The 24,667-nt window shown below is 48.7% G+C and carries 20 protein-coding genes; 15 read left to right on the forward strand and 5 right to left on the reverse strand.

Going from position 1 to position 24,667, the window contains the following annotated elements:
- The first annotated feature begins 233 nt into the window (after positions 1-233).
- From BN1044_RS18995 to BN1044_RS19020, 6 genes are all read left to right on the forward strand, one after another.
- Positions 234-890, forward strand: coding sequence for an HAD family hydrolase (locus BN1044_RS18995; RefSeq protein WP_072309993.1), 657 nt, complete (start codon positions 234-236; stop codon positions 888-890).
- Complete coding sequence (mog, locus tag BN1044_RS19000) at positions 887-1,474, forward strand: molybdopterin adenylyltransferase (protein WP_072309994.1); 588 nt, start codon at positions 887-889, stop codon at positions 1,472-1,474. Before BN1044_RS18995 ends, mog begins: the two co-directional genes overlap by 4 nt.
- Before the next feature lie 165 nt (positions 1,475-1,639).
- Positions 1,640-2,974 carry an MFS transporter gene (locus BN1044_RS19005; protein WP_072309995.1) on the forward strand — a complete coding sequence of 445 codons (1,335 nt, stop codon included), beginning with the start codon at positions 1,640-1,642 and terminating at the stop codon, positions 2,972-2,974.
- A gap of 212 nt (positions 2,975-3,186) precedes the next feature.
- Positions 3,187-3,951 (forward strand): transcriptional regulator NanR, encoded by a 765-nt coding sequence (locus tag BN1044_RS19010; protein WP_072309996.1) that lies wholly within the window; start codon positions 3,187-3,189, stop codon positions 3,949-3,951.
- 172 nt (positions 3,952-4,123) lie between these two features.
- The gene (gene nanA / locus BN1044_RS19015) at positions 4,124-5,023 is read left to right on the forward strand and encodes an N-acetylneuraminate lyase (RefSeq protein ID WP_072309997.1); all 900 of its coding nucleotides are present in this window, start codon (positions 4,124-4,126) and stop codon (positions 5,021-5,023) included.
- A gap of 153 nt (positions 5,024-5,176) precedes the next feature.
- The gene (locus BN1044_RS19020; RefSeq protein WP_072309998.1) at positions 5,177-6,670 is read left to right on the forward strand and encodes an MFS transporter; all 1,494 of its coding nucleotides are present in this window, start codon (positions 5,177-5,179) and stop codon (positions 6,668-6,670) included.
- A gap of 94 nt (positions 6,671-6,764) precedes the next feature.
- Here BN1044_RS19020 and satP read toward each other — a convergent pair whose 3' ends face one another.
- The gene (gene satP, locus BN1044_RS19025; protein ID WP_072309999.1) at positions 6,765-7,364 is read right to left on the reverse strand and encodes an acetate uptake transporter; all 600 of its coding nucleotides are present in this window, start codon (positions 7,362-7,364) and stop codon (positions 6,765-6,767) included.
- 448 nt (positions 7,365-7,812) lie between these two features.
- Here satP and dnaK point away from each other — a divergent pair, with 448 nt between their 5' ends.
- The 4 genes from dnaK to nhaR all read left to right on the forward strand — a co-directional run bounded on the left by dnaK (position 7,813) and on the right by nhaR (position 13,515).
- Entirely contained in the window at positions 7,813-9,723 is a 1,911-nt protein-coding gene (gene dnaK / locus BN1044_RS19030) for a molecular chaperone DnaK (protein WP_040045422.1), read from the forward strand.
- 121 nt (positions 9,724-9,844) lie between these two features.
- Positions 9,845-10,987, forward strand: coding sequence for a molecular chaperone DnaJ (gene dnaJ, locus BN1044_RS19035; RefSeq protein ID WP_072310000.1), 1,143 nt, complete (start codon positions 9,845-9,847; stop codon positions 10,985-10,987).
- A gap of 222 nt (positions 10,988-11,209) precedes the next feature.
- The gene (gene nhaA / locus BN1044_RS19040) at positions 11,210-12,394 is read left to right on the forward strand and encodes a Na+/H+ antiporter NhaA (RefSeq protein ID WP_072310001.1); all 1,185 of its coding nucleotides are present in this window, start codon (positions 11,210-11,212) and stop codon (positions 12,392-12,394) included.
- A gap of 218 nt (positions 12,395-12,612) precedes the next feature.
- Entirely contained in the window at positions 12,613-13,515 is a 903-nt protein-coding gene (gene nhaR, locus BN1044_RS19045) for a transcriptional activator NhaR (protein WP_025801416.1), read from the forward strand.
- Between the two features lie 81 nt (positions 13,516-13,596).
- Here the strand turns inward: nhaR and rpsT are convergent, their stop codons facing one another.
- Positions 13,597-13,860: a 30S ribosomal protein S20 gene (gene rpsT / locus BN1044_RS19050; protein WP_008814663.1), complete on the reverse strand. Its 264-nt coding sequence runs from the start codon at positions 13,858-13,860 to the stop codon at positions 13,597-13,599.
- A gap of 441 nt (positions 13,861-14,301) precedes the next feature.
- Here rpsT and ribF point away from each other — a divergent pair, with 441 nt between their 5' ends.
- From ribF to ispH, 5 genes are all read left to right on the forward strand, one after another.
- Positions 14,302-15,240, forward strand: coding sequence for a bifunctional riboflavin kinase/FAD synthetase (ribF, locus tag BN1044_RS19055; protein WP_025801417.1), 939 nt, complete (start codon positions 14,302-14,304; stop codon positions 15,238-15,240).
- Between the two features lie 86 nt (positions 15,241-15,326).
- Complete coding sequence (ileS, locus tag BN1044_RS19060) at positions 15,327-18,176, forward strand: isoleucine--tRNA ligase (protein ID WP_072310002.1); 2,850 nt, start codon at positions 15,327-15,329, stop codon at positions 18,174-18,176.
- A gap of 11 nt (positions 18,177-18,187) precedes the next feature.
- Positions 18,188-18,679, forward strand: coding sequence for a signal peptidase II (gene lspA, locus BN1044_RS19065; protein WP_072310086.1), 492 nt, complete (start codon positions 18,188-18,190; stop codon positions 18,677-18,679).
- Between the two features lie 5 nt (positions 18,680-18,684).
- A complete protein-coding gene (gene fkpB / locus BN1044_RS19070; protein ID WP_038502460.1) occupies positions 18,685-19,155 on the forward strand; it encodes an FKBP-type peptidyl-prolyl cis-trans isomerase in 471 nt (156 codons plus the stop codon).
- Positions 19,136-20,089, forward strand: coding sequence for a 4-hydroxy-3-methylbut-2-enyl diphosphate reductase (gene ispH, locus BN1044_RS19075; RefSeq protein WP_072310003.1), 954 nt, complete (start codon positions 19,136-19,138; stop codon positions 20,087-20,089). The genes fkpB and ispH overlap by 20 nt, the downstream gene beginning before the upstream one ends.
- A gap of 189 nt (positions 20,090-20,278) precedes the next feature.
- Here ispH and BN1044_RS19080 read toward each other — a convergent pair whose 3' ends face one another.
- The 3 genes from BN1044_RS19080 to BN1044_RS19090 form a co-directional block, all read right to left on the reverse strand.
- Positions 20,279-22,036 (reverse strand): putative frv operon regulatory protein, encoded by a 1,758-nt coding sequence (locus BN1044_RS19080; protein WP_072310004.1) that lies wholly within the window; start codon positions 22,034-22,036, stop codon positions 20,279-20,281.
- 82 nt (positions 22,037-22,118) lie between these two features.
- On the reverse strand, positions 22,119-23,195 hold the full coding sequence (locus tag BN1044_RS19085; protein WP_072310005.1) for a zinc-binding metallopeptidase family protein: 1,077 nt from the start codon (positions 23,193-23,195) through the stop codon (positions 22,119-22,121).
- A gap of 1 nt (position 23,196) precedes the next feature.
- On the reverse strand, positions 23,197-24,642 hold the full coding sequence (locus tag BN1044_RS19090; protein WP_072310006.1) for a PTS fructose-like transporter subunit IIBC: 1,446 nt from the start codon (positions 24,640-24,642) through the stop codon (positions 23,197-23,199).
- Positions 24,643-24,667 lie beyond the last annotated feature (25 nt).

A 24,667-nucleotide genomic window follows, 5' to 3' on the forward strand; every position in this document is an offset into this window, starting at 1 on the left:
TCGCTCACGCCAGTAATTTCATGAAAATGTAGATGCTAACCGGCGAACGAAACCTTACTCCGCGGTGCATATATTTGTGACCGAAACCTGACATTTATGTAATCCAGATAACTCCTGTCACCAGTGCTTGCCACTAACCCCCCCACAGTTTATTCCGAATCTTTGATTCACAAACCAGACAGATCTACCGTAACTCTTATACTTGGTTAATCGTTCTCTAAGAGGAATTCGCTATGTGGAAAAAACAATTTGCCGCCGTTTTTCTAGATATGGATGGCGCTCTTTTGGATTCAGGTAACCATGCTCAGCAGGTGTGGATGCAGTGGGCGCAGCAACACGGCATTGATGGGGCATTGCTGGGAGAACAGGTTCATAGCCAACGCGTGCAGGAAATTGTGCGCCGTTTAGCCCCTCACCTAGATACCCAGCAAGAGGTGAATGCGTTGGAGGCGGCGTTGTTGCAAATGACCCAGCGTCATCGAAGCCAATTACAGCAAGGTGCTTCTGAGCTGCTACAGGCGCTAGGCGAAACGCCGTGGGGCGTGGTGACGCAGTCCCATCGCGCACGCGCTGAAGCACAGTTGCAGCAGGCCGGTATGCAGCGTCCACCGTTGATGGTGGGAGCCGAACAGGTATCGAGCGGTCGGCCCGATCCAGAACCTTACTTACTCGCCGCCAGTTTTTACGGCGTAGATCCGCGTGATTGTCTCGTTTTTGAAAGCGATGAGGCCGGAATTAAAGCCGCGCAGGCCGCAGGAATGACGGTTATTGCCATCACCAATCGCCATCAACGACATCATTTACAGCGTGCAGATGTGATTATTAGCGGCTGGCGTAGTATTATTCTGCATCCCCAGCGTCAAGGAATAGTCATAGAGGTAGTTGCATGAATGCATTGCGTATAGGTCTGGTCTCGATTTCCGATCGTGCTTCCAGCGGTGTTTATCAGGATAAAGGTATTCCAGCTTTACAAGAGTGGTTGGAGCAGGCGCTCACCACAGAGTTTATGCTGGAAACGCGGTTAATTCCCGATGAACAAGTCATGATCGAGCAGACTTTGTGCGAGCTGGTTGATGAAATGGGCTGTCACTTGGTGCTGACCACCGGTGGCACCGGCCCTGCTCGCCGCGATGTAACGCCGGATGCAACGTTAGCAGTCGCCGACCGTGAAATGCCGGGCTTTGGCGAACAGATGCGCCAAATCAGTTTGCACTATGTACCGACGGCGATTTTGTCGCGCCAGGTGGGCGTGATCCGCAAGCAGGCGTTGATCATCAATTTGCCGGGGCAGCCTAAGTCGATCAAGGAAACGCTGGAAGGCGTTAAGGATGAAAGCGGAAAGCCGATTGTGCACGGGATTTTCGCTAGCGTGCCTTATTGCATTCAGCTATTAGACGGGCCGTATGTAGAAACCGATCCGCGCGTAATAGCAGCTTTTCGTCCTAAAAGTGCGCGTCGCGAAACAATCGACTGAAATTGAACTCATTGCGGCATAAGATTCAGTACGACTAGCCAGTCACCCAGTAACGTTATATTAATTATTTTGCATTACAACTTTGTAACACTAAGCCGTGATGCCGGTTTATAACCACACAACATCGCAAAATAATATGAAAAATAACGTACTGGGCTGGATCTTATGGAACAAAATCATAATCGCCGTTTAAATCGGCAGGACTACAAGACTTTGACGTTGGCAGCCTTGGGCGGCGCGTTAGAGTTCTACGATTTCATCATTTTTGTGTTCTTCGCGGCGGTTGTCAGCGATCTCTTCTTCCCAGTCGATATGCCTGAGTGGCTGCGTCAAGTGCAGACCTTCGGGATTTTTGCCGCCGGTTATCTGGCTCGTCCGCTTGGTGGGATCATCATGGCGCATTTTGGTGACAAGGTCGGGCGCAAAAAAATGTTCTCCCTGAGTATCTTGCTGATGGCATTGCCAACGTTGGCGATGGGGATGCTGCCGACTTATCAAAGTATTGGTATTGCCGCACCGCTATTGCTGCTGCTGATGCGCGTGCTGCAGGGCGCGGCGATTGGCGGTGAAGTGCCGGGCGCTTGGGTATTTGTGGCCGAGCATGTGCCGCGCAAACGCGTTGGATTTGCCTGCGGCACCTTAACCGCGGGATTAACCGCCGGTATTTTGTTGGGATCGCTGGTGGCCACCTTGCTCAATACGGTAATGAGCCAAGACGCTATTTTGGCCGGTGGCTGGCGTATTCCGTTCTTCTTAGGTGGGATCTTTGGCCTGTTTGCCATGTACCTGCGTCGCTGGTTACAAGAAACGCCGATTTTTATCGAAATGCAGGCGCGTAAGGCGTTAGCCGAAGAGATGCCGTTGAAAACGGTGGTGAAAAATCATCGCACCGAAGTGGCTATTTCAATGCTGCTCACGTGGCTGTTGTCGGCCGGTATTGTGGTGGTGATCCTGATGACGCCAACCTATTTGCAAAAACAGTTTGGCATTTCACCGGCGCTGGCATTACAGGCTAACTGCTTGGCGACGATAGCGCTGACGATTGGCTGCGTGATTGCTGGGCGTTTAATTGATCGCTTTGGCGCGAGCAAAACCTTTATCGTTGGCAGCCTATTTTTAGCCGTGTGTAGCTGGACGTTTTACCACTCGGTAGCCGCTGGCGTCAGCGCCGAGCAGTTATTCTTGGGCTATGCGCTTGCCGGATTCAGCGTGGGTATTGTGGGCGCGGTGCCTTATGTCATGGTAAGAGCGTTCCCCGCCGAGGTACGTTTCAGCGGAATTTCATTCTCCTATAACGTGGCCTACGCCATCTTCGGGGGATTAACGCCAATTTTTGTTACGCTAATTATGAAAGTGACGCCGATGGCTCCGGCATATTACGTGTTGGCGCTGTCACTGGTTGGATTGCTGCTGGGGCTTTATTTACAGCGTGATTTAAATAGTGAGGCTCATGCTGAAAATAAGCCGTTAGTGCCATCGGGGCACCAAGAACACAGCTAAATCATTATCGTAAACGCTCTGCCGCCTTGGCAGGGCGTTTTTGCTTAGGGTAAACATCACGCTTTCAACATTCCTGCTTGCTTAGCCGTCTCTCTTTTCCTATGTTATGCTTCAAGCGAACTTTCTCTTATCAGCCCAGTGGGTTTATTGAAATATCATAGACTTCCTGCGATTGGATTTATCACTGACGGAACCAGCCAGAACGTTAATTTATGAGCACATCAGACGATCGTCCTGTTGAAAATTCTGAAGCCATCGGGCATGCAATGCGCCGACGCCCAGTACCTCGTAAAAAGCTGTCTGATGTGGTTGAAGAAGAGTTAGAGCAAATGATCCGTCGGCGTGAGTTTGCAGAAGGTGAGCAGTTGCCTTCAGAGCGTGAACTGATGGCCTTTTTTAATGTGGGTCGACCCTCCGTGCGAGAGGCGCTGGCCGCGCTAAAGCGCAAAGGGCTGGTGCAGATTAATAACGGCGAACGCGCTCGTGTTTGTCGCCCATCCGCAGATACCATCATTTCTGAACTTTCAGGCATGGCCAAAGACTTTCTCACCAAGCCTGACGGTATCGCTCATTTTGAGCAGCTGCGTTTGTTCTTTGAGTCCAGCTTAGTGCGCTATGCCGCTGAATTTGCCACCGATGAGCAGATTGCGCGCTTGGGCAAAGCGTTGGAAATGAACAGCCAGTCGCTTGACGATAACGATCTGTTCATTCGATCCGATATCGAATTTCATCGCGAGCTTGCGGAGATCCCCGGTAATTCGATCTTCATGGTTATCCATGTGGCGCTGTTGGATTGGCTAATTGCCGCACGCCCCACGGTGTCGCTGGCAGAATTACACGCCCACAATAATATAAGCTATCAGCAGCATATCGAAATTTATCAAGCGATCTGTAAGCGAGATCCTGACGCTGCGGATAAGGCTCTCAAATCCCATCTCAATAGCGTTTTTGCTGCCTATTACCCTGCCAAAAAATAACGATCTTTTTATTTCTTGTCGAGAATGGTCGAAACGAGATCTTCTTCACCCTGCTTTATCTGAGATTGATCACATATCAAAGCGAATATCGCCTTAGTTCGTTTTTTAGTCTGGTATAACAGGTATAAAGGTATATCTTTGTGTTTATCAAATAAACAAATCAGAGGGTCTTATGTCGAAAAATCTCCATGGGGTGATGCCTGCGTTACTGACGCCGTTTAATCCACAACAGCGGTTGGATATCCCCAGCCTGCGTCGATTGGTACAGTTCAATATTGCTCAGGGCGTAGATGGCCTCTATGTGGGAGGGTCTACCGGCGAAGCATTTATCCAAAACTTGCAGGAGCGTGAGCAGGTATTAGAAGCCGTGGCGCAGGAAGCCAAAGGTAAGCTGACGCTGATTGCCCACGTGGGTGGGATCAGCACGCATGAAAGCCAGATCTTGGCGGGCGCGGCAAAACGCTATGGCTTTGACGCCGTATCTGCCGTGACGCCGTTCTATTATCCGTTCAGTTTTGGCGAACACTGCGATCACTACCGCGCCATTATTGATGCGGCTGAAGGGTTGCCGATGGTGGTGTATAACATCCCGGCATTAAGCGGCGTGAAGCTTTCACTCGATCAAATCTCAACCCTGATTACCTTGCCTGGCGTTGCGGCGTTGAAACAAACTTCCGGTGATTTATATCAGATGGAGCAAGTCCGTCGGGCGCATCCAGATAAAGTGATTTACAACGGCTATGATGAAATTTTCCTGTCAGGGCTGTTAGCCGGTGCGGATGGTGGGATCGGTAGTACCTATAACGTGATGGGCTGGCGCTATAAGGGCATTATGCAAGCCCTCAAAGAAGGCAATATTTCTCAGGCTCAGTTACTGCAAACCGAGTGTAATAAAGTGATTGATGTGCTGATTAAAGTCGGCGTGTTCCGTGGATTGAAAACGATACTGCATTATATGGATGTTGTTGATACGCCGATTTGTCGTAAACCTTTTGCACCGGTTGAAGAGCAATATTTGCCTGAGCTTCGCCAATTAGCCGCACAGCTGAGTGCAGAAAGAGCAGCACAATAACGCTGAACTTATTCTTATGCCTGTTAATTTCAAGATGTGGGCCATCGGCTTCATCTTGAAATTTCAGGTATATCGAAAAAACTCTTACCCTACGATATAGAGTGCGGGCAATTTATAGACCTTAAATAATTAGACCTGCGCCGGGAGTGCTTTATGAATAACACTACCCAAGATCTTCCGTGGTACCGACATATCAGCAAGTCACAATGGAAAGCGTTTTCAGCCGCGTGGATTGGCTATTTGCTTGATGGTTTTGATTTTGTATTAATCGCTCTAGTATTAACTGAAATCCAAAGCGAATTTGGATTAACCACCGTGGAAGTGGCAAGTCTTATTTCAGCCGCTTTTATATCCCGATGGTTTGGCGGGTTATTATTAGGTGCCATGGGCGATCGCTACGGACGAAAATTAGCGATGATCACCAGCATCGTTTTATTTTCCGTAGGCACATTAGCCTGTGGTTTTGCTCCCGGTTTCACCACCATGTTTATTGCTCGACTCATGATTGGCATGGGCATGGCGGGCGAATATGGTTCTAGCGCAACCTATGTGATCGAGAGTTGGCCAAAACATTTGCGTAATAAAGCCAGCGGCTTTTTGATCTCAGGGTTTTCCATCGGGGCCGTTATTTCAGCGCAGGTATATAGTGTGGTTGTTCCTGAATGGGGGTGGCGTGCGCTGTTCTTTATAGGTATTTTACCGATTATCTTTGCGCTTTGGCTGCGTAAAAATATTCCTGAAGCTGAAGATTGGGAAAAGAAATTTGGTGATAAACAACCAGTGAAAACCATGGTGGATATTTTGTACCGTGGCCCGCGCAAAGTGCTGAACGTCATGATGACCATTACTGCATCGTTAGCGCTCTATTTATGTTTTACCGGAGATATTGGTAATCCATTTATTATCACGGTACTTGGTTTGATTTGCGCGGCTATCTTTATCAGTTTTATGGTGCAAAGCAGCGGCAATCGTTGGCCAACGGGCGTGATGCTCATGGTGGTTGTGCTGTTTGCCTTCCTTTACTCATGGCCGATTCAGGCACTGCTGCCAACCTATTTAAAAACTGAGCTGTTATATGACCCATCCACCGTGGCGCATATCCTGTTCTTTAGCGGATTTGGTGCCGCGGTTGGCTGTTGTGTCGGTGGTTTTCTCGGTGATTGGTTGGGGACGCGTAAAGCCTATGTCTACAGTTTGCTGCTTTCCCAGCTTTTAATTATCCCGGTATTTGCTATCGGTGGCGGAAGTTTGTGGACGCTGGGCATTCTGTTGTTCCTACAACAAATGTTAGGGCAGGGGATTTCTGGGATTTTGCCTAAGCTGATTGGTGGATATTTTGATACTGAACAGCGCGCGGCGGGGCTTGGTTTTACCTATAACGTTGGGGCACTAGGCGGAGCTTTAGCACCGATTCTTGGCGCAACGATAGCTCAGCGTTTGGATCTGGGTACCGCGCTGGCTTCGCTTTCCTTTAGCCTGACCTTTGTCGTTATTCTGCTGATTGGTTTGGATATGCCATCGCGCGTGCAGCGCTGGATTAAGCCGGAAGGAATAAGAACGCATGATACGATTGATGGAAAGCCGTTTAGCGGTGCTATTGGGCGTACGGCAAAGAAAGTTTTAGCTGTGCCGGTTCCGCATAAGTAATTTGATATAAATCATGATGATAAAAAAAAGCCCCGTATTCATTACGGGGCTTTTTGTTTTCTCGCGTTCTTTATATCAAGAAACGCGCTGAAGATTACAGCTCAGCAGGATGTGCGTTGGCTTTCGGGCATTTGCATTCGCCGATTGGTAGCACGGTGCGTCCAGCCTGTTCGTTGATCACTTCAGCCATGGCTAAGTAGATTGCGCTTGCGCCACAAACGATGCCTTCAAAACCAGCAAAATGCAGAACCGCTGCGTTGCCGGTGATGTTGCCGTAGGCCAGCAGGAAGAACAGCACGGTCAGGCTCGCAAATACGAATTGCAGAACGCGGTTAGCACCCAAAGTGCCGCAGAACATGAACAGGGTGAAGATGCCCCACAGCGCCAGATAGGTGCCGAGGAAGCTTGCATCGCTGGCATCGGCCAGACCCATTTTTGGCAATACCAGAATACCGACCAAAGACAGCCAGAAAGCGCCATAGGACGTGAATGCGGTTAAACCGAAAGTATTGCCTTTTTTGTACTCAAGCAGCCCAGCTAAGATCTGAGCAAACCCTCCAAAGAAAATCCCCATAGAGATAATCACGGAAGTTAGAGGGAAAAAGCCTGCGTTGTGCAGGTTCAGCAAGACGGTGGTCATCCCGAAGCCCATCAGGCCTAAAGGACCGGGATTCGCCAACTTGTTGGTGTGCATAGAGCCTCTGTAATAAGAGAAGTTTAATGTAGAAACAAATAATCCAATGAAATTGATGTTGATATTTGTATATTCAGCGTCAATTAATTAAGCATGGAAATTCATTGGTACGTGCTCGAGAACACAATGGGTTATGGCATTGTGGCTGTTTTCAACGATCGAGCGCGCGGCATAATAATGAGGAGTTGGAACATAAACAATGATCTTGTAGGTTAAAAAATCATATTTTTTTTAATCTCCCCCCTTGTTGTCCGCTTGAGCGACCCCATCTTACTTACAACGCAGTTGGTTACCGAGTAACCCTGTTTTAATTCAAGCTGTATGAGCCTTGGCCGCAACTTGAATGATTTAGGGAGTAGGTAGAAAAAAAGGCGGTTGAAAAGCAAAATATCGCCCCCACCTACGGTAGCAACGAGATTAATAACAAAATTCTTAGTGGAGATGTTCGATGGGCAAAATTATTGGTATCGACCTGGGTACAACTAACTCTTGTGTAGCTGTAATGGATGGAACTACCGCACGTGTGCTGGAGAACGCCGAGGGCGACCGCACCACTCCTTCTATTATTGCTTATACTCAGGACGGCGAAATTCTGGTTGGTCAGCCAGCAAAACGTCAGGCTGTGACTAACCCGCAAAACACTTTGTTTGCGATCAAGCGTTTGATTGGTCGTCGTTTCCAGGACGAAGAAGTTCAGCGCGATAAAGGCATCATGCCTTTCGGTATCGTGGGCGCTGACAACGGCGACGCATGGGTCGAAGTTAAAGGTCAGAAAATTGCTCCACCACAGATTTCTGCTGAAGTTCTGAAAAAAATGAAGAAAACAGCAGAAGACTTCTTGGGTGAGCCAGTAACCGAAGCGGTTATTACCGTTCCTGCATACTTCAACGATGCTCAGCGTCAGGCAACGAAAGATGCTGGCCGTATCGCAGGTCTGGAAGTAAAACGTATTATCAACGAACCAACCGCTGCTGCTTTGGCATACGGTTTGGATAAAGAAGTCGGCAACCGCACTATTGCCGTTTACGACTTGGGTGGTGGTACTTTCGATATCTCTATCATTGAGATCGACGAAGTTGACGGTGAAAAAACCTTCGAAGTTCTGGCTACCAACGGTGATACCCATCTGGGTGGTGAAGACTTCGACAGCCGCCTGATCAACTATCTGGTTGACGAATTCAAGAAAGAACAGGGCATGGATCTGCGCAATGATCCCCTGGCGATGCAGCGTCTGAAAGAAGCTGCTGAAAAAGCGAAAATTGAGCTGTCTTCTGCTCAGCAGACCGACGTTAACCTGCCGTACATCACTGCAGATGCGTCTGGTCCAAAACACATGAACATCAAAGTGACCCGTGCAAAACTGGAATCACTGGTTGAAGATCTGGTTAACCGTTCTATGGAACCACTGAAAGTGGCTCTGAAAGACGCAGGCCTGTCTGTTTCTGACGTACAGGACGTTATTCTGGTTGGTGGTCAGACTCGTATGCCTATGGTTCAGAAGAAAGTTGCTGATTTCTTCGGTAAAGAACCACGTAAAGACGTTAACCCAGACGAAGCAGTGGCTATCGGTGCTGCGGTTCAGGGCGGTGTATTGACCGGTGAAGTGAAAGACGTTCTGCTGCTGGACGTTACCCCTCTGTCTCTGGGTATCGAAACCATGGGCGGCGTGATGACTTCTCTGATTTCGAAGAACACCACGATCCCAACTAAGCACAGCCAAGTGTTCTCAACCGCTGAAGACAACCAGTCTGCCGTGACTATTCACGTCATTCAGGGTGAGCGTAAGCGTGCTGCGGATAACAAATCTCTGGGTCAGTTCAACCTAGATGGTATCCAGCCTGCACCACGCGGTATGCCGCAGATCGAAGTCACCTTCGACATCGATGCCGACGGTATCCTGCACGTGTCTGCTAAAGACAAAAACAGCGGTAAAGAGCAGAAGATCACCATCAAGGCTTCTTCTGGTCTGAACGAAGAAGAAATCCAGAAAATGGTTCGTGATGCCGAAGCTAACGCTGAAGCTGACCGTAAGTTTGAAGAGCTGGTACAGACTCGTAACCAAGCCGATCAGCTGGTTCACGGTACTCGCAAACAGTTGGAAGAAGCGGGCGATAAACTGCCAGCAGAAGACAAAACTGCGATCGAAGCTGCTTTGGCTGAGCTGGATACTGCAGCGAAAGGCGAAGATAAAGCTGACATCGAAGCGAAAATCCAGACTCTGGTTCAGGCTTCAAGCAAACTGTTAGAAATGGCTCAGCAGCAGGCTCAGGCCGGTGGTGCTCAGCAGGCAGATACCAGCGCTCAGAAAGATGACGACGTGGTAGATGCTGAATTCGAAGAAGTGAAAGATAAAAAATAATCGCCCTTAGCGGGCTAGGTAAAGACGGTAGTGGTTAACCATTAAGCGTCGTTACTATTAACCGGCACGGGCGTCGAGGAAACTCAACGCCCGTGCAGTTATGTTAAGGGCAGGATAGAAAATGGCGAAAAGAGACTATTACGAGGTTTTGGGCGTATCCCGCGACGCGGAAGAGCGCGAAATCAAAAAGGCTTATAAGCGCCTAGCGATGAAGTTTCACCCTGACCGCAATCAGGAAAAAGACGCTGAAGAAAAGTTTAAAGAGGTTAAAGAAGCCTACGAAATCTTAACCGACGCGCAGAAACGTGCAGCCTACGATCAATATGGTCATGCAGCCTTCGAGCAAGGTGGCATGGGCGGCGGTGGCGGCGGTGGCGGCGGATATGGCGGCGGCGGTGCAGACTTCAGCGACATCTTTGGTGACGTGTTCGGCGACATCTTCGGCGGCGGTCGCCGTCAGCGTGCGACCCGTGGTGCAGATCTCCGTTATAACATGGAGCTGACGCTGGAAGAGGCGGTGCGCGGTGTGACCAAAGAAATTCGCATTCCAACCTTGGTTGAGTGCGAAGTTTGTCACGGCAGCGGCGCGAAAAAAGGCACTGAGCCTGTCACTTGTCCAACCTGTCATGGTGCAGGTCAGGTACAGATGCGTCAGGGCTTCTTTACCGTGCAACAGCCGTGTCCACACTGTCACGGCCGTGGTCAGATTATCAAAGACCCATGCAACAAATGTCATGGACATGGCCGTGTAGAGAAATCTAAAACGCTGTCGGTGAAAATTCCTGCGGGCGTTGATACCGGTGACCGTATCCGTTTAAGCGGCGAAGGTGAAGCCGGTGAGCATGGCGCTCCAGCGGGTGATTTGTACGTACAGGTTCAGGTTAAAGCGCATCCAATCTTCGAACGCGAAGATAATAATCTGTTCTGTGAAGTACCAATCAACTTTGCGATGGCTGCACTCGGCGGTGAGATTGAAGTTCCAACGCTGGATGGTCGCGTTAAGCTGAAAATCCCTGCTGAAACTCAGACCGGCAAGATGTTCCGTATGCGGGGCAAAGGCGTTAAATCTGTACGTGGTGGAAGTCAGGGCGACCTGCTGTGCCGCGTTGTGGTTGAAACACCGGTTAACCTGAACGAGAAACAGAAACAGCTGCTGCGCGAACTGGAAGAAAGCTTCGGTGATTCTTCGAGCGCGAATAACAGCCCGCGATCTAAAAGTTTCCTCGACGGTGTAAAGAAATTCTTCGACGATTTAACCCGTTAAGATTTTCTTTTAAAATAAGCAGTTAATAAAAATCCCCGCCTAATACGTGGGGATTTTTTTACATTATTGTGTGACGAAACTCATAAATAACTCGGTTTTATCTACGTTAATAGCACTTATAAACTACTTTTGCCGAAATAAAGTAATCCGTAAACTAACTGCATTAATTCGTTCTCTCGCCCATTATTAACGAATGTGTGTAAGGAGTTTCTGAGAGTGACTATGGTAACCCGTGCAATCCGCCAGTTTCTGCGCCTTGAGGCCGCTGGCGGTATTATTCTCATCATGGCCGCAATTGTGGCTTTAGTATTGGCAAACAGCCCACTGCACGATCTCTATCAGCAGTTCTTAAACTCACCGGTTCAGTTCCGTTTTATGGCGCTGGATATCAATAAAACGCTGCTGCTATGGGTGAACGATGGCCTGATGGCGATATTCTTTTTAGTGGTAGGGCTAGAGGTTAAGCGCGAGCTGATGTGCGGATCGCTTGCCAGCCGCGAGCAAGCTATTTTCCCAGCTATTGCCGCGTTAGGCGGAATGCTTGCACCCGCGTTGATTTACCTCGCGTTTAACCATGCCGATCCTGTGACGAGCCAAGGCTGGGCAATTCCTGCGGCAACGGACATTGCTTTTGCTTTAGGCGTTATGGCTTTGCTGGGGAATCGCGTTCCAACCAGCTTGAAGGTGTTCTTGCTGGCGCTGGCCATTATCGATGACTTAGGCGTTATCGTTATTATCGCGTTGTTTTATACCCATGAGGTTTCTCTGCCTGCATTGGGGGTTGCCGCAGCATCCATTGCGGTGCTGGGATATCTTAACTGGCGCGGCGTTGGCAAAACCTCGGTCTACCTGCTGGTCGGTGCGGTGCTGTGGACTGCGATTTTAAAATCAGGCGTTCATGCCACCTTGGCCGGCGTTATTGTTGGCTTTATGCTGCCGATTAAAGCGAAAAACGGTAAGCGCCCGGCTGAAAAATTAGAGCACAGCCTGCATCCGTGGGTGGCGTATTTGATTCTGCCATTGTTCGCTTTTGTGAATGCTGGCGTATCTCTACAGGGCGTTTCGCTGGAAAATCTGACGGGCATTCTGCCTTCCGGAATTATGCTGGGCCTGTTTATTGGGAAGCCGCTTGGGATCTTCCTGTTTAGCTGGGTGGCGGTAAAAATGGGCGTGGCTCGTTTACCAGAGAACATTAACTTCCAGCATATTTTTGCTGTTTCGGTGCTGTGTGGTATCGGCTTTACGATGTCTATCTTTATTGCTTCGTTGGCGTTTGCTGGTGGAGCGCCAGAGCTGGCAACGTATTCAAGATTAGGCATTTTGCTGGGGTCTACTGCGTCGGCTGTTGTGGGATATATGCTCTTGAGCCGCGTGCTGCCACGCCGAGCGGCTGTCGAGAATTCGTAGTTTTTAATGGGCGCTCTTGGTGAAAATGGAGCGCCTTTTGTAATCTGGCTCCCGTTGGGGAGGCTTCATCATAGGTGCTCAGCGGTTTTAGTGGCAAGATAAGTCATACGCCGCTGCGCCTTCTTGGTCGCACTGTTTGTGTCGCCTTTTGGATTTAAACACCGCAGCAATGTTCGCATCGTTTTTCACTATGCGAAAGGGAATAGGAGAGCACTATCGTGCGTCTGGCACATATCAATTTTAACCACCTGTATTATTTCTGGCAGGTTTGCAAAGAAGGGTCTGTCGTCGGCGCAGCTGAAGCGCTGTTTTTAACGCCGCAGACGATTACCGGACAGATTAAAGCCTTGGAAGAACGCTTGGGCGGAAAGCTATTTAAGCGTCAAGGCCGCGGATTAGTGCCTTCTGAGCTAGGACAGTTGGTTTTTCGTTATGCCGACCGCATGTTTATGCTTAGCCAAGAAATGCTCGACATTGTGAACTACCGCAAAGAATCCAACATGCTCTTTGACGTTGGCGTTGCCGATGCGCTGTCTAAACGCTTGGTCAGCCAAGTATTGGAAACCGCGGTTGCCGATCACGAGCAAATTCATTTGCGCTGCTTTGAATCCACACATGAAATGCTGTTGGAACAGCTAAGCCAGCATAAGCTGGATATGATTTTATCGGATTGTCCGGTGGATTCTAGCCAGCAAGAAGGGCTGTTCTCGGTAAAGCTGGGTGAGTGTGGCGTGAGTTTCTACTGTCGCCAGCCGTTGCCTGAGCAGCCGTTTCCTGCCTGCCTTGAGCAACGTAAGCTGTTGATCCCAGGCCGTCGAACCATGTTAGGACGTAAATTATTAAACTGGTTCAATAGCCAAGGGCTACAGGTGCAGATCCTCGGCGAGTTTGATGATGCGGCTTTGATGAAGGCGTTTGCTCAATTCCACGATGCTATTTTTGTTGCGCCGTCGATTTATGCACAGGATTTATACGCGAACGACTCAGAAAACATCAAGGAAGTGGGGCGGATTGATAACTTGCAGGAAGAGTATTACGTGATTTTTGCCGAGCGAATGATTCAGCATCCGGCGGTACAGCGTGTCTGTAACAAAGATTTCTCAGCGTTGTTTAGCCGATAGGCGCCTTAGTTGAGATGTAACGTTGAGACGTAAAAAAACCGGCCTAGGCCGGTTTTTTTCAAAGCTTTCAACGTAAAGCAATTACTGCATTGCGTTGATTTGCGCTACCAAGTTTGACTTATGGCGTGCAGCTTTGTTTTTGTGGATCAGGCCTTTACAAGCCTGGCGATCCACGATTGGTTGCATTTCGTTAAATGCGTTTTGTGCAGCGGCTTTATCGCCGGTTGCAATCGCCGCGTATACTTTCTTAAGGAAAGTACGCATCATGGAGCGACGGCTAGCGTTGTGCTTGCGGCGCTTCTCAGATTGTACGGCGCGTTTCTTAGCTGATTTGATATTAGCCAAGGTCCAACTCCCAAAATATTCTATGAGGACAATTCAAAGGCCGAGAAATATGCCTTTTTAGCCCTCTGTTGTCAATGGATTTGTGCAAATAAGCGTCGCTTGTACGAACGACACTTTCGCGTTGTGATGGCGCGGGATTTTACCAGCTTTGTCCCTTGGAATACACCCTTTCGAGAGTTTTTTCCTGTGCGGTTGCTGATTATATCAGCGTTTGTAATAAAAGCGCAGGTTTATACCCTAGCATCTTGAAAGGTGATGAGGTGATCAACGGATATGATTTTATCGAAAGACAAATAGAGTGGTAGAAATCATGCGTAATGTATTTAACCGGCGGCTTATCTCCGGTATGGTGGCAGAATCCCTTTAAACTCTCTAATCGCTGGTTAACCTTAGTCTCTGTACAAGGTATAATCCGCCGATTTCCACTGTTTTGAGCCTGATATGGAGCTAATTCGCGGCATTCACAATCTACGGGCGCGCCACCATGGCTGCGTGCTGACGATCGGTAACTTCGATGGTGTGCACCGCGGTCATCAGGCCTTGCTGGCCCGTTTGAAGCAGGAAGGGAAGCGCTTGGGGCTGCCCGTCATGGTGATGATCTTTGAGCCCCAGCCGTTAGAGCTGTTCAGCGCAGATAAAGCGCCGGCTCGCCTGACTCGGTTACGCGATAAATGTCACTATCTGGCAGAAGCAGGAGTTGATTATCTCCTGTGCGTACGTTTTAACCGTGATTTTGCGGCGAATTCAGCTCATGACTTTGTTAAAAAGTTACTCGTTGAAAAGCTCGGCGTAAAATATTTGATGGTCGGTGATGATTTTCGTTTTGGCGCTGGGCGTCAGGGCGACTATGAGTTGTTGAAACAGGCCGGGGAACAGTTCGGCTTTACCGTGACCAACTCTGACAGCTTTTGCGAAGGGAATAAGCGCATTAGCAGCACCGCCGTTCGACAGGCATTGCAGGAAGATAAGCTTGAACTCGCGGAAAGCCTTTTGGGCCATCCATACAGCATTTCTGGGCGCGTTGTGCACGGTGATGAAGTTGGGCGCACTATTGGTTTTCCAACCGCCAACCTACCGTTGAAACGGTTGGTTGCACCGGTAAAAGGCGTATACGCCGTTGATGTTTATGGGTTGGGAGCAACACCGTTGCCCGGTGTGGCTAATATTGGTACCCGCCCAACAGTCGCTGGCATACGTCAGCAGCTAGAAGTTCATCTGCTGGATACCACGATGGATCTCTATGGACGCCACATTGATGTGGTGCTCCGCGCAAAACTGCGCAATGAACAGCGTTTTGCTTCGCTTGATGCACTTAAGCAACAAATCGCCAATGATGTGGTGACGGCCCGGGAATTCTTTGGGCTGGCGACACCGGTTTAATCTATATACATATGCCCAAAGTCATAAAAGCTGCATGAGCAGCTTATTGAGCCAAGGGGATAGCCGAAAACGGAACCGAGAATCGAATGAGTGATTATAAGAATACCCTGAACTTGCCGGAAACAGGGTTCCCGATGCGCGGCGATCTCGCCAAGCGCGAACCTGGCATGCTGCAACGTTGGTATGAGCAGGATCTGTACGGGATTATCCGTAACGCGAAGAAAGGCAAGAAAACTTTCATTTTGCACGATGGCCCTCCTTATGCGAACGGCAGTATTCATATTGGTCACTCAGTAAATAAGATTCTTAAAGACATTATTATTAAGTCCAAAGGCCTGAGCGGTTTTGACTCACCGTACATCCCAGGCTGGGACTGCCACGGTCTGCCTATTGAACTGAAAGTTGAGCAGCTGATTGGTAAGCCAGGCGAGAAATTCAGCGCCGCTGAGTTCCGTGCTAAATGCCGTGAATACGCCGCCGAACAGGTTGAAGGCCAAAAAGCTGACTTCAAACGTCTGGGCGTGCTGGGCGATTGGGATCATCCTTACTTGACGATGGCGTTTGATACCGAAGCTAACATCATCCGTGCGCTGGCTAAAATCGTTGATAACGGCCACCTAATGAAAGGTGCTAAGCCGGTTCACTGGTGCCCAGACTGTGGTTCTTCACTGGCTGAAGCCGAAGTTGAGTACTACGACAAAACATCTCCGTCTATTGACGTGCGCTTTGCCGCGGTCAATAAGAACGAAGTATTGGCCAAATTTGGCGTTAAAGAAGCCGAAGGCAACGTTTCTGTTGTTATCTGGACCACCACACCGTGGACAATGCCAGCTAACCGTGCGGTTTCATTACATCCTGAGTTTGAATACCAACTGGTTCAGGTTGACGGCGAATGCCTGATTTTGGCGGCTGATCTGGTTGAAAGCGTGATGAAGCGCGCCGGTATTACGTCTTGGACCGTGCTGGGAGGCTGCAAAGGTGCCGATCTGGAACTGATGCGTTTCCAACATCCATTCATGGGCTTTGATGTGCCTATCGTTCTGGGCGAGCACGTTACGCTTGAAGCCGGTACAGGTGCGGTACATACCGCGCCGGGTCATGGTCCAGATGACTATGTCATCGGTCAAAAATATGGTTTGGAAACCGCAAACCCAGTCGGCCCGAACGGTTGCTATTTGAAAGGCACCTTCCCAGGTCTGGATGGTTTGTTTGTATTCAAAGCCAACGACGTTGTGGTTGAGCTGCTGAAAGAGCACGGCGCTTTGCTGCACGTTGAAAAAATGAATCATAGCTATCCATGCTGCTGGCGCCATAAAACGCCGATCATTTTCCGTGCGACCCCGCAGTGGTTTATCAGCATGGATCAGAAAGGGCTGCGTAAACAGTCTCTGGCTGAGATCGACGAAATTGAACAGGTTGGCCTGAAAGAAAACGGTATGAGCGGCTGGATCCCTGCATGGGGTAAAGCACGTATCGAATCAATGGTGGCAAACCGTCCTGACTGGTGTATCTCTCGTCAGCGTACGTGGGGGGTGCCAATGTCGATGTTTGTGCATAAAGACACTCAGGAACTGCATCCACGCACCATCGAATTGATGGAAGAAGTGGCGAAGCGTGTTGAGAAAGACGGCATTCAAGCTTGGTGGGATCTGGATCCAAAAGATATTTTGGGCGCAGACGCTGACCAGTATGAAAAAGTGCCAGATACCTTGGACGTATGGTTTGACTCCGGTTCAACCAGCTTCTCCGTGGTTGATGCACGCCCTGAATTCCATGGCAACACCGCAGATATGTATTTGGAAGGCTCTGACCAGCATCGTGGTTGGTTTATGTCTTCTCTGATGATTTCTACCGCGATGAAAGGCAAAGCGCCTTACCGTCAGGTACTGACTCACGGCTTCACCGTTGATGGTCAGGGACGCAAAATGTCCAAATCTATCGGTAACACCGTGAGCCCTCAGGATGTGATGAACAAACTGGGTGGCGATATCCTACGTCTATGGGTGGCTTCTACCGACTACACCGGTGAAATCGCGGTTTCAGATGAAATTCTGAAGCGTTCTGCCGACTCTTATCGTCGCATCCGTAACACCGCACGTTTCTTACTGGCTAACCTGAACGGTTTCGATCCGAAACAGCACATGGTGAAACCTGAAGAGATGGTAGTTCTTGATCGCTGGGCGGTAGAGCGTGCGATGGAAGCACAGAAAGAAATCCTGGTTTCCTATGAAAACTATGATTTCCACGAAGTGGTTCAACGCCTGATGCAGTTCTGCTCGGTTGAGATGGGTTCCTTCTATCTGGATATCATCAAAGATCGTCAGTACACCACCAAAGCCGACAGCATTGCGCGTCGTAGCTGCCAGACTGCGTTGTTCCACATTGCCGAGGCACTGGTTCGCTGGATGGCACCGATCATGTCCTTTACCGCCGATGAACTGTGGGGCTACTTGCCGGGCGACCGCGCCGAGTATGTCTTCACTGAAGAGTGGTATCAGGGCCTGTTCGGCTTAGGCAACGCAGAGTCTATGAACAACGAGTTCTGGGCCGAGCTGCTGAAAGTACGTGGTGAAGTGAACAAGGTCATTGAGCAGGCACGTAACGACAAACGCGTAGGCGGCTCTTTGGAAGCCAGCGTAACGCTGTATGCGGATGACGATTTGATCGCCAAACTGAACAGCCTAGAAGATGAACTGCGCTTCGTGCTGATCACCTCTGCGGCTCAGGTTGAACCATTGGCAAACGCACCGGCAGACGCCGTACAAAGCGATGTGCTGAAAGGTCTGAAAGTTGCGTTGCGCAAGGCTGATGGTCAGAAATGTCCTCGCTGCTGGCACTTCTCTACCGAGATTGGTCAGAATGCTGAGCATCCAGACCTGTGCCCACGTTGCATTACGAACGTTGCCGGTCACGGCGAAAAACGTAAGTTTGCATAATGGCTGACGCGATGAAACGACCAATAATGTCTACGGGACTGCGCTGGCTTTGGCTGGTGCTTGTCGTGTTAGTGATTGATTTAGGCAGCAAGTATTTAATTTTGCAGGACTTCGCCTTGGGTGAAACCAAAGCACTGCTGCCATCGCTAAATCTACACTATGCACGCAACTACGGCGCCGCTTTCAGCTTCTTGGCTGACAGCGGTGGCTGGCAGCGCTGGTTCTTTGCCGGTATCGCCATCGCCATCTGCGTGGCGTTGTTAGTGATGATGTATCGCTCTCGGGCGACACAAAAACTCAATAACATCGCCTATGCGCTGATTATCGGTGGGGCACTGGGCAATCTGTTTGATCGTCTGTGGCATGGTTTTGTTGTCGATATGATCGACTTCTACGTGGGAGATTGGCATTTTGCCACCTTCAACCTAGCTGACTCGGCGATCTGTATTGGTGCAGCACTCATTGTTTTGGAAGGTTTCCTTCCCGCGAAGAAAAAGGGATAGCAGGTATGACTCAGCAAGTGCAAAGCAACAGCGCAGTGTTAGTGCATTTTACCTTGCAGTTAGAGGATGGCACGCAGGCCGAGTCAACGCGCAGCAGCGGCAAACCTGCGTTGTTCCGTTTGGGCGATGGCAGTTTATCCGACGCGCTGGAAGAGCACTTGCTGGGACATCAGGCGGGCGATAAGTTCCAGTTCACCTTGCAGCCGCAAGACGCGTTTGGTGAAAATAGCCCCGATCTGGTTCAGTTCTTTACTCGCCGTGATTTCGCCGACGTTGGCGTGCCGGAAGCGGGAACCATTATGATGTTCACTGGCCGAGACGGCAGCGAAATGCCGGGTATCGTGCGTGAAGTTGCCTGTGACTCAGTGACCGTTGATTTTAACCATCCGCTTGCGGGACATCCGGTAACCTTTGATGTAGAGGTGTTGGAGATTGACCCGCAGCAGGGAGACGTTGATGCAAATCCTGCTGGCTAATCCGCGCGGCTTCTGCGCGGGTGTCGACCGAGCCATAAGTATCGTTGAACGCGCGCTAGAGATTTATGGTGCGCCGATTTATGTTCGTCATGAAGTGGTACATAACCGCTATGTGGTCAACAGCCTGCGCGAACGCGGGGCGGTGTTCATTGAAGAAATCAGTGAAGTGCCCGATAACACGATTCTGATTTTCTCGGCTCACGGTGTATCCCAAGCCGTTCGCGCTGAGGCTAAAGCGCGCAATCTCACCATGCTCTACGATGCGACCTGTCCACTGGTCACTAAAGTACATATGGAAGTTGCGCGTGCTAGCCGTAAAGGAACCGAGGCCATTTTGATTGGCCATGCGGGGCATCCAGAAGTTGAAGGCACGATGGGGCAATACAATAATCCTGAGGGTGGGATGTATTTGGTTGAGTCGCCGGAAGACGTTTGGAAGCTACAGGTGAAAAATGAAAATAACCTGTGCTTTATGACTCAGACCACGCTTTCCGTGGATGATACGTCAGACATCATTGATGCTCTGCGTGAGCGATTCCCTAAGATTGTCGGCCCGCGTAAAGATGATATCTGTTATGCCACCACCAACCGTCAGGAAGCCGTGCGTAACCTTGCTAGTGAGGCTGAAGTGGTGTTGGTGGTGGGGTCGAAAAACTCATCCAACTCTAACCGCTTGGCAGAACTGGCCCAGCGTGCAGGTATCCCCGCATTTTTGATCGACTCGGCGGAGGATATTCGCGAAGAGTGGCTGAAAGATGTGAAGCGTATCGGCGTCACCGCAGGTGCTTCAGCCCCTGATATCTTGGTTCAAGACGTGATTAAACGCCTTCAAGCGTTAGGCGGCGAAGGTGCCGTTGAGATGCAAGGGCGTGAAGAAAACATCGTCTTTGAAGTGCCTAAAGAATTGCGCGTGGATGTGAAGGTGGTTGACTAACCTTCAACCATTTGAGTGCATGAGAATATAATATTATCAATGCCTGATGAGTTTCATCAGGCATTTTTTTATCTTTTTTATCGTAGAAAAACTCAAAAAACAGAAAGCAAAAAATATTCGATGAGCCGTTGTAAAACGATACTGCTTTACGAACTGAAATATCACCGCGTGATGTTAGGTATTCGATATCTAAGATTTAATCAGTTCAATAAAATCAGCATGATCGTTGATCTGCATAATTTGGTTTTTATCACAGGCATTTAATGTAAAAGCCAAATAACTGAATATCTGTAACTCATGGGTTGCGGTAGGATTAGTACAGGTAAGTAGCACGTGATAAACCCATTCGCCATTGAGCATAAGCGGCATGGCTAGACGGACAAATACGGCGAAAAATGATTTTTTATCTGCGCTGATGCAGTGTGGAATCGCGATGTGATTCACAATCAAATTTTCGCCTTCTGTTTCTCGCTGATAAATACGCTCGGCATCCGCTTTGCTGATGATTTTTCGGCGTTGCAACAGTTGGCAAATGCTGCTAATGATACTAAGCCAACTTTGGTTCGGCGCATTGTCATAGCTAAATGCAGGCTCGGCAGGAATAAACTTATTTAGATTGTTACGGATGGTGATATGACTAATATAATCTTTAATTTTCTTAATTCCAGATTCGGAAATGATACTTTTTAATGTGATAGTTTTAATATCAACAAGTTCTGGAAGTCTGTTTTGGCTGTTATTGATGATTAAAATTGGGGAGGTATCATTAAGCAATGCATAAAGTTCATTTACATCGTTGACGATAAACACCGTTGTGTCGGCGATTTCACGTTCAATTGCCATTCGGTTAATGTTAGCGATAGCATATTGAGAAGAAAATAAAATTATTTTTTGTTCAACCCTATTTTGTCTTTCAATAGCACAAGAAAAATAAAGCCCAATAAGGTCGATGTCAAAAATTTCCACACCAAAGTGTTCTTTTATTTTGCTGACTAACTGGATGCTTAAATCAAAAGCTACGGGGTATGTGGCTTTAATATGATTAATACTACTATTTCTATAGTCGGGTAAATAGTCAGGATAGGCAGCATAGCGAGATATATGTTGGTTGAGGTCGTTAATAAGCTCATTATCTACAAAACCTTCGCGGTGCTGTAGACAGAGTGAATGTAATAGCGGTTGTAACGTGGTAGGACTAATCCGCGACTGATTTTGCTTTAAAATATTAATCACGTTTGTGGCGCACTCCACAAGCGCATAAGTTATAGGCAGATCGGCGGCAGCATAGATCTGTGAATAATAGGGATCTTGCGTAGTGCCAGCGGTAGTTTCACGTGGCATGTGATATACAGCGAGCAGCAGGCTTGCCAAATACTCACCGTTCTTATAATGATAGTCGATGTGAGGCTGAACACGCTCAGCTGCTGCGCTCATCGCACGATAACTCTCGAGCGTGCTTTTGAGCAACGGGCAGACTTCGGCCGGATTCTTTTTTATCAGATTTGCTAAAATAAGCGTTTTTTTTAGCAGTGGTTCATCAATGTAATGACCTGCATTTGGTTTAGAGCTAATACACAATGATTTTTCATAACGTGCTCTGAGCTGATTAACTTTTTCAGCCACAATTGTCGCTGGCAGTTTTAGGATATTTGCAAAGCCAGACAGCGTGACGTAGGGCTGGGTTAATAGTTCAAGAAGAATTCTGTCATCGTTATCATGCTTGCTTAACGCACGGTAAAACGCCTCACGTTCTAATATGTCTAGTGTATAACCTATACTATTGAGTGGAGAGCGTATGATAGCTGCTGAACCTAGTGTGAAATTAATGTAGTCGATATCACGCATAATAGTGCGTGTGGAAACGTTTATTTTTTTAGCCAACGCTAAACCGCTTATATTTTGGTGTTCCAATATATCAATGATGGTTAACTGGCGGTTATTTAGCATAGAGTATCGGCTTGGTTATTTATCTAATGTGTTTAAATAGCGATTAAAAGAAAGATCTCTGCATGAGATCTTTCACGCTGTGCTAAAGATAGCGGCTCAGTTCTAAATGTTTTGCTGCATTATAATTCTGCAAGAATTCATTTAAAATTTGGCTGAGGGCGCGATAGTCCTGAATAGAAATCATCGATGAGTTGGCATGCAGGTAGCGCGTAGGTAAGCATAACGCGACAACGGGGCGACCACCACCCATTACGTTATAGCGGCCAGCGTCGGTAGCACCTGTTTTCATAGTGCATACTTGTAGTGGTTGCTGTGCAGTTACCGCGCAAGATTTTATTTCTGCCGTGAGTTTCTGGTGAGGGAAATAACGTTTATCAAACAGCATCACAGCGGGGCCTGCATCTAGGCGAAGCGGAAATTTGATGGTGTTGATACCGGGAATATCTCCTGCCACCGCAGTATCTATCACGATGACTATATCTGGTTTGATTGTTTCAGCAGAGGCCTGAGCACCGCGTAGCCCCACCTCTTCTTGTACTGTAGCAACTGAATATAGCGTGATATCTGGATTACTGACTTGTTTAAACAGCTCTACAGCTAATGCGCATCCCGCGCGATTATCCAATGCTTTAGCCAAAACGCGGTTTGCCCCTAATAAACTATAGTTTGGCTCAGGGCAGATAAAATCCCCCACCGCAATGCCCATAGCTTCGACTGCTTTGGCGGATGAAGCCCCAACGTCAATAAACATGTCGTCGAGCTCAATCGGGCTTTGCTTCTGTTTTTCGTTCAGGGCATGGGGAGCAATAGAGCCAACGATACCGAGTATTTTATTTCCGCTGCGGGTGCGGATTTGCATTCGGTGGTTAAGCATCGATTGATTCCACCATGAACCGATGGTGTCGAAGTAAAGATAGCCTTCATTGCTGATAAACTTCACCATCATGCCGACTTCGTCCATGTGAGCGACAATCGCCACCTTTGGCCCTTTGCTACCTTTTTTAGCAATAAAACTGCCCAAACCATCGAAAGTGATTTCATCGGCGTGATCTTGCAACTCGTGATGCAAAATTTCACGGATCTCGTGTTCATCACCGCTCACGCCATGTGCGTTGCATAGGGTTTCGAGCAGTGCCGTGCTGAGCGGATTTATGTTCATGTCACACCTTTAAATTTGTTATTTGTTTGGCTGCCTGACGCTTCAGCCATGCACCTTTCAGTACCACGATAAGAAAAATGTTAAGTGCTAATCCGCAAGCTAAAACCAAATAGAACGATAATCCCGGTGACATCAGCCCAATCAGCGGATCAAAAATGCCTAATCCAGGCGCTAATCGTTTAATACCAAATGCAATGACTAGCATGCCGGTTATGCCACCGCTCAGCGTATTGGCGGTGATCATCGGTAGCGGAGCGGCAAGTGCGTAGGGGATCGCGGGTTCAGTCGCCACGGTTGCACCTACCACAATGGCACTGCCAGCGGCGTCTCTTTCCTGTTGAGTAAACAGTTTAGGGGTGATAAACGTAGCCAGTCCTGCGGCCATCGGTGGCATTAGTGCCACCACGCCGACAATCGCATACCAGTCGTAAATATGTTTGTCCAACAGCGAGAAGCAGAAAAACCAGGCTGTTTTATTGATTGGGCCACCCATATCAAAAGCCAGCATTGCACCGACGAGGAATGCGGCCAATAGCTTCATGGAGGTTGGAATCGTGTTTAGGAAATGCAGTAGATAATCCATCATGCTGCCCATAACTGGGCCGATGATGTAATAAGTTAGGATGCCAAAAACTAGCAGCGTAACAAATGGGATTAACATTGAACCCAGCAGAGGTTGCAGCGCTTTGCCCAACTTTACCCTGCGGAAGTATTTCACAAAGTATCCGATACTTAGACCTAAAATCACCGCGCCGAGAAAACCCGCGCCGGATTGCGTACCTAATAGCGCATTGTCGTTTGCCAAATAGCACACTAAGAAAGCCGGTGCGAAGGCAGGTTTATCGCTGATCGAATAGGCAATGTAGGCACCCATTATCGGGATCATAAATTTAAACCCGAGGTAGCCGATTGACTCCATCACCCACGTAAATGACGGGGAGCCCTTGGTCATGTCGTGATAGGGCAAGCCGAGTTGGACCAGCATATTTGCTACAGCAACCAATAAACCCCCGCCGATGACAAACGGTAGTGCGGCTGAAACACCAGCCATCAGGTGGCTCATCAGGCTGTCCGGCTCAACATCCTGCTTGCCTAGGCGTACTGCGCTTTCCATGCCCAAAAGCAGTGAATTCTGTTCCAACTGTTGGTAGATCTGGTCAATATTTTTTAGCGCCTGCGAGATCTTTATTTCAAATACTTTTTTGCCTGCAAAGCGTTGGCGATCTTCTTCGCTCAAACCACGGCCGATAGCTAAAATTACATAGTCTGCGGCATGGATTTCATCCGGCGTGAGGCGATTTTCAACCCCGCTGGAGCCTTGGGTTTCAACCTTTATTTGATAACCTAATTCTCGGGCTTTATTTTCTAATGCTTCGGCAACCATGTAGGTATGCGCGATACCTGCTGGGCAGTTGGTGATAGCGACTATCTTCAGAGCAGTTTCCATTGTTCTGTCCTTGACGGCGATAGGA

Origin of the sequence: Hafnia alvei (genome assembly GCF_900095695.1) — a bacterium.
GTDB lineage: Bacteria > Pseudomonadota > Gammaproteobacteria > Enterobacterales > Enterobacteriaceae > Hafnia > Hafnia alvei_B.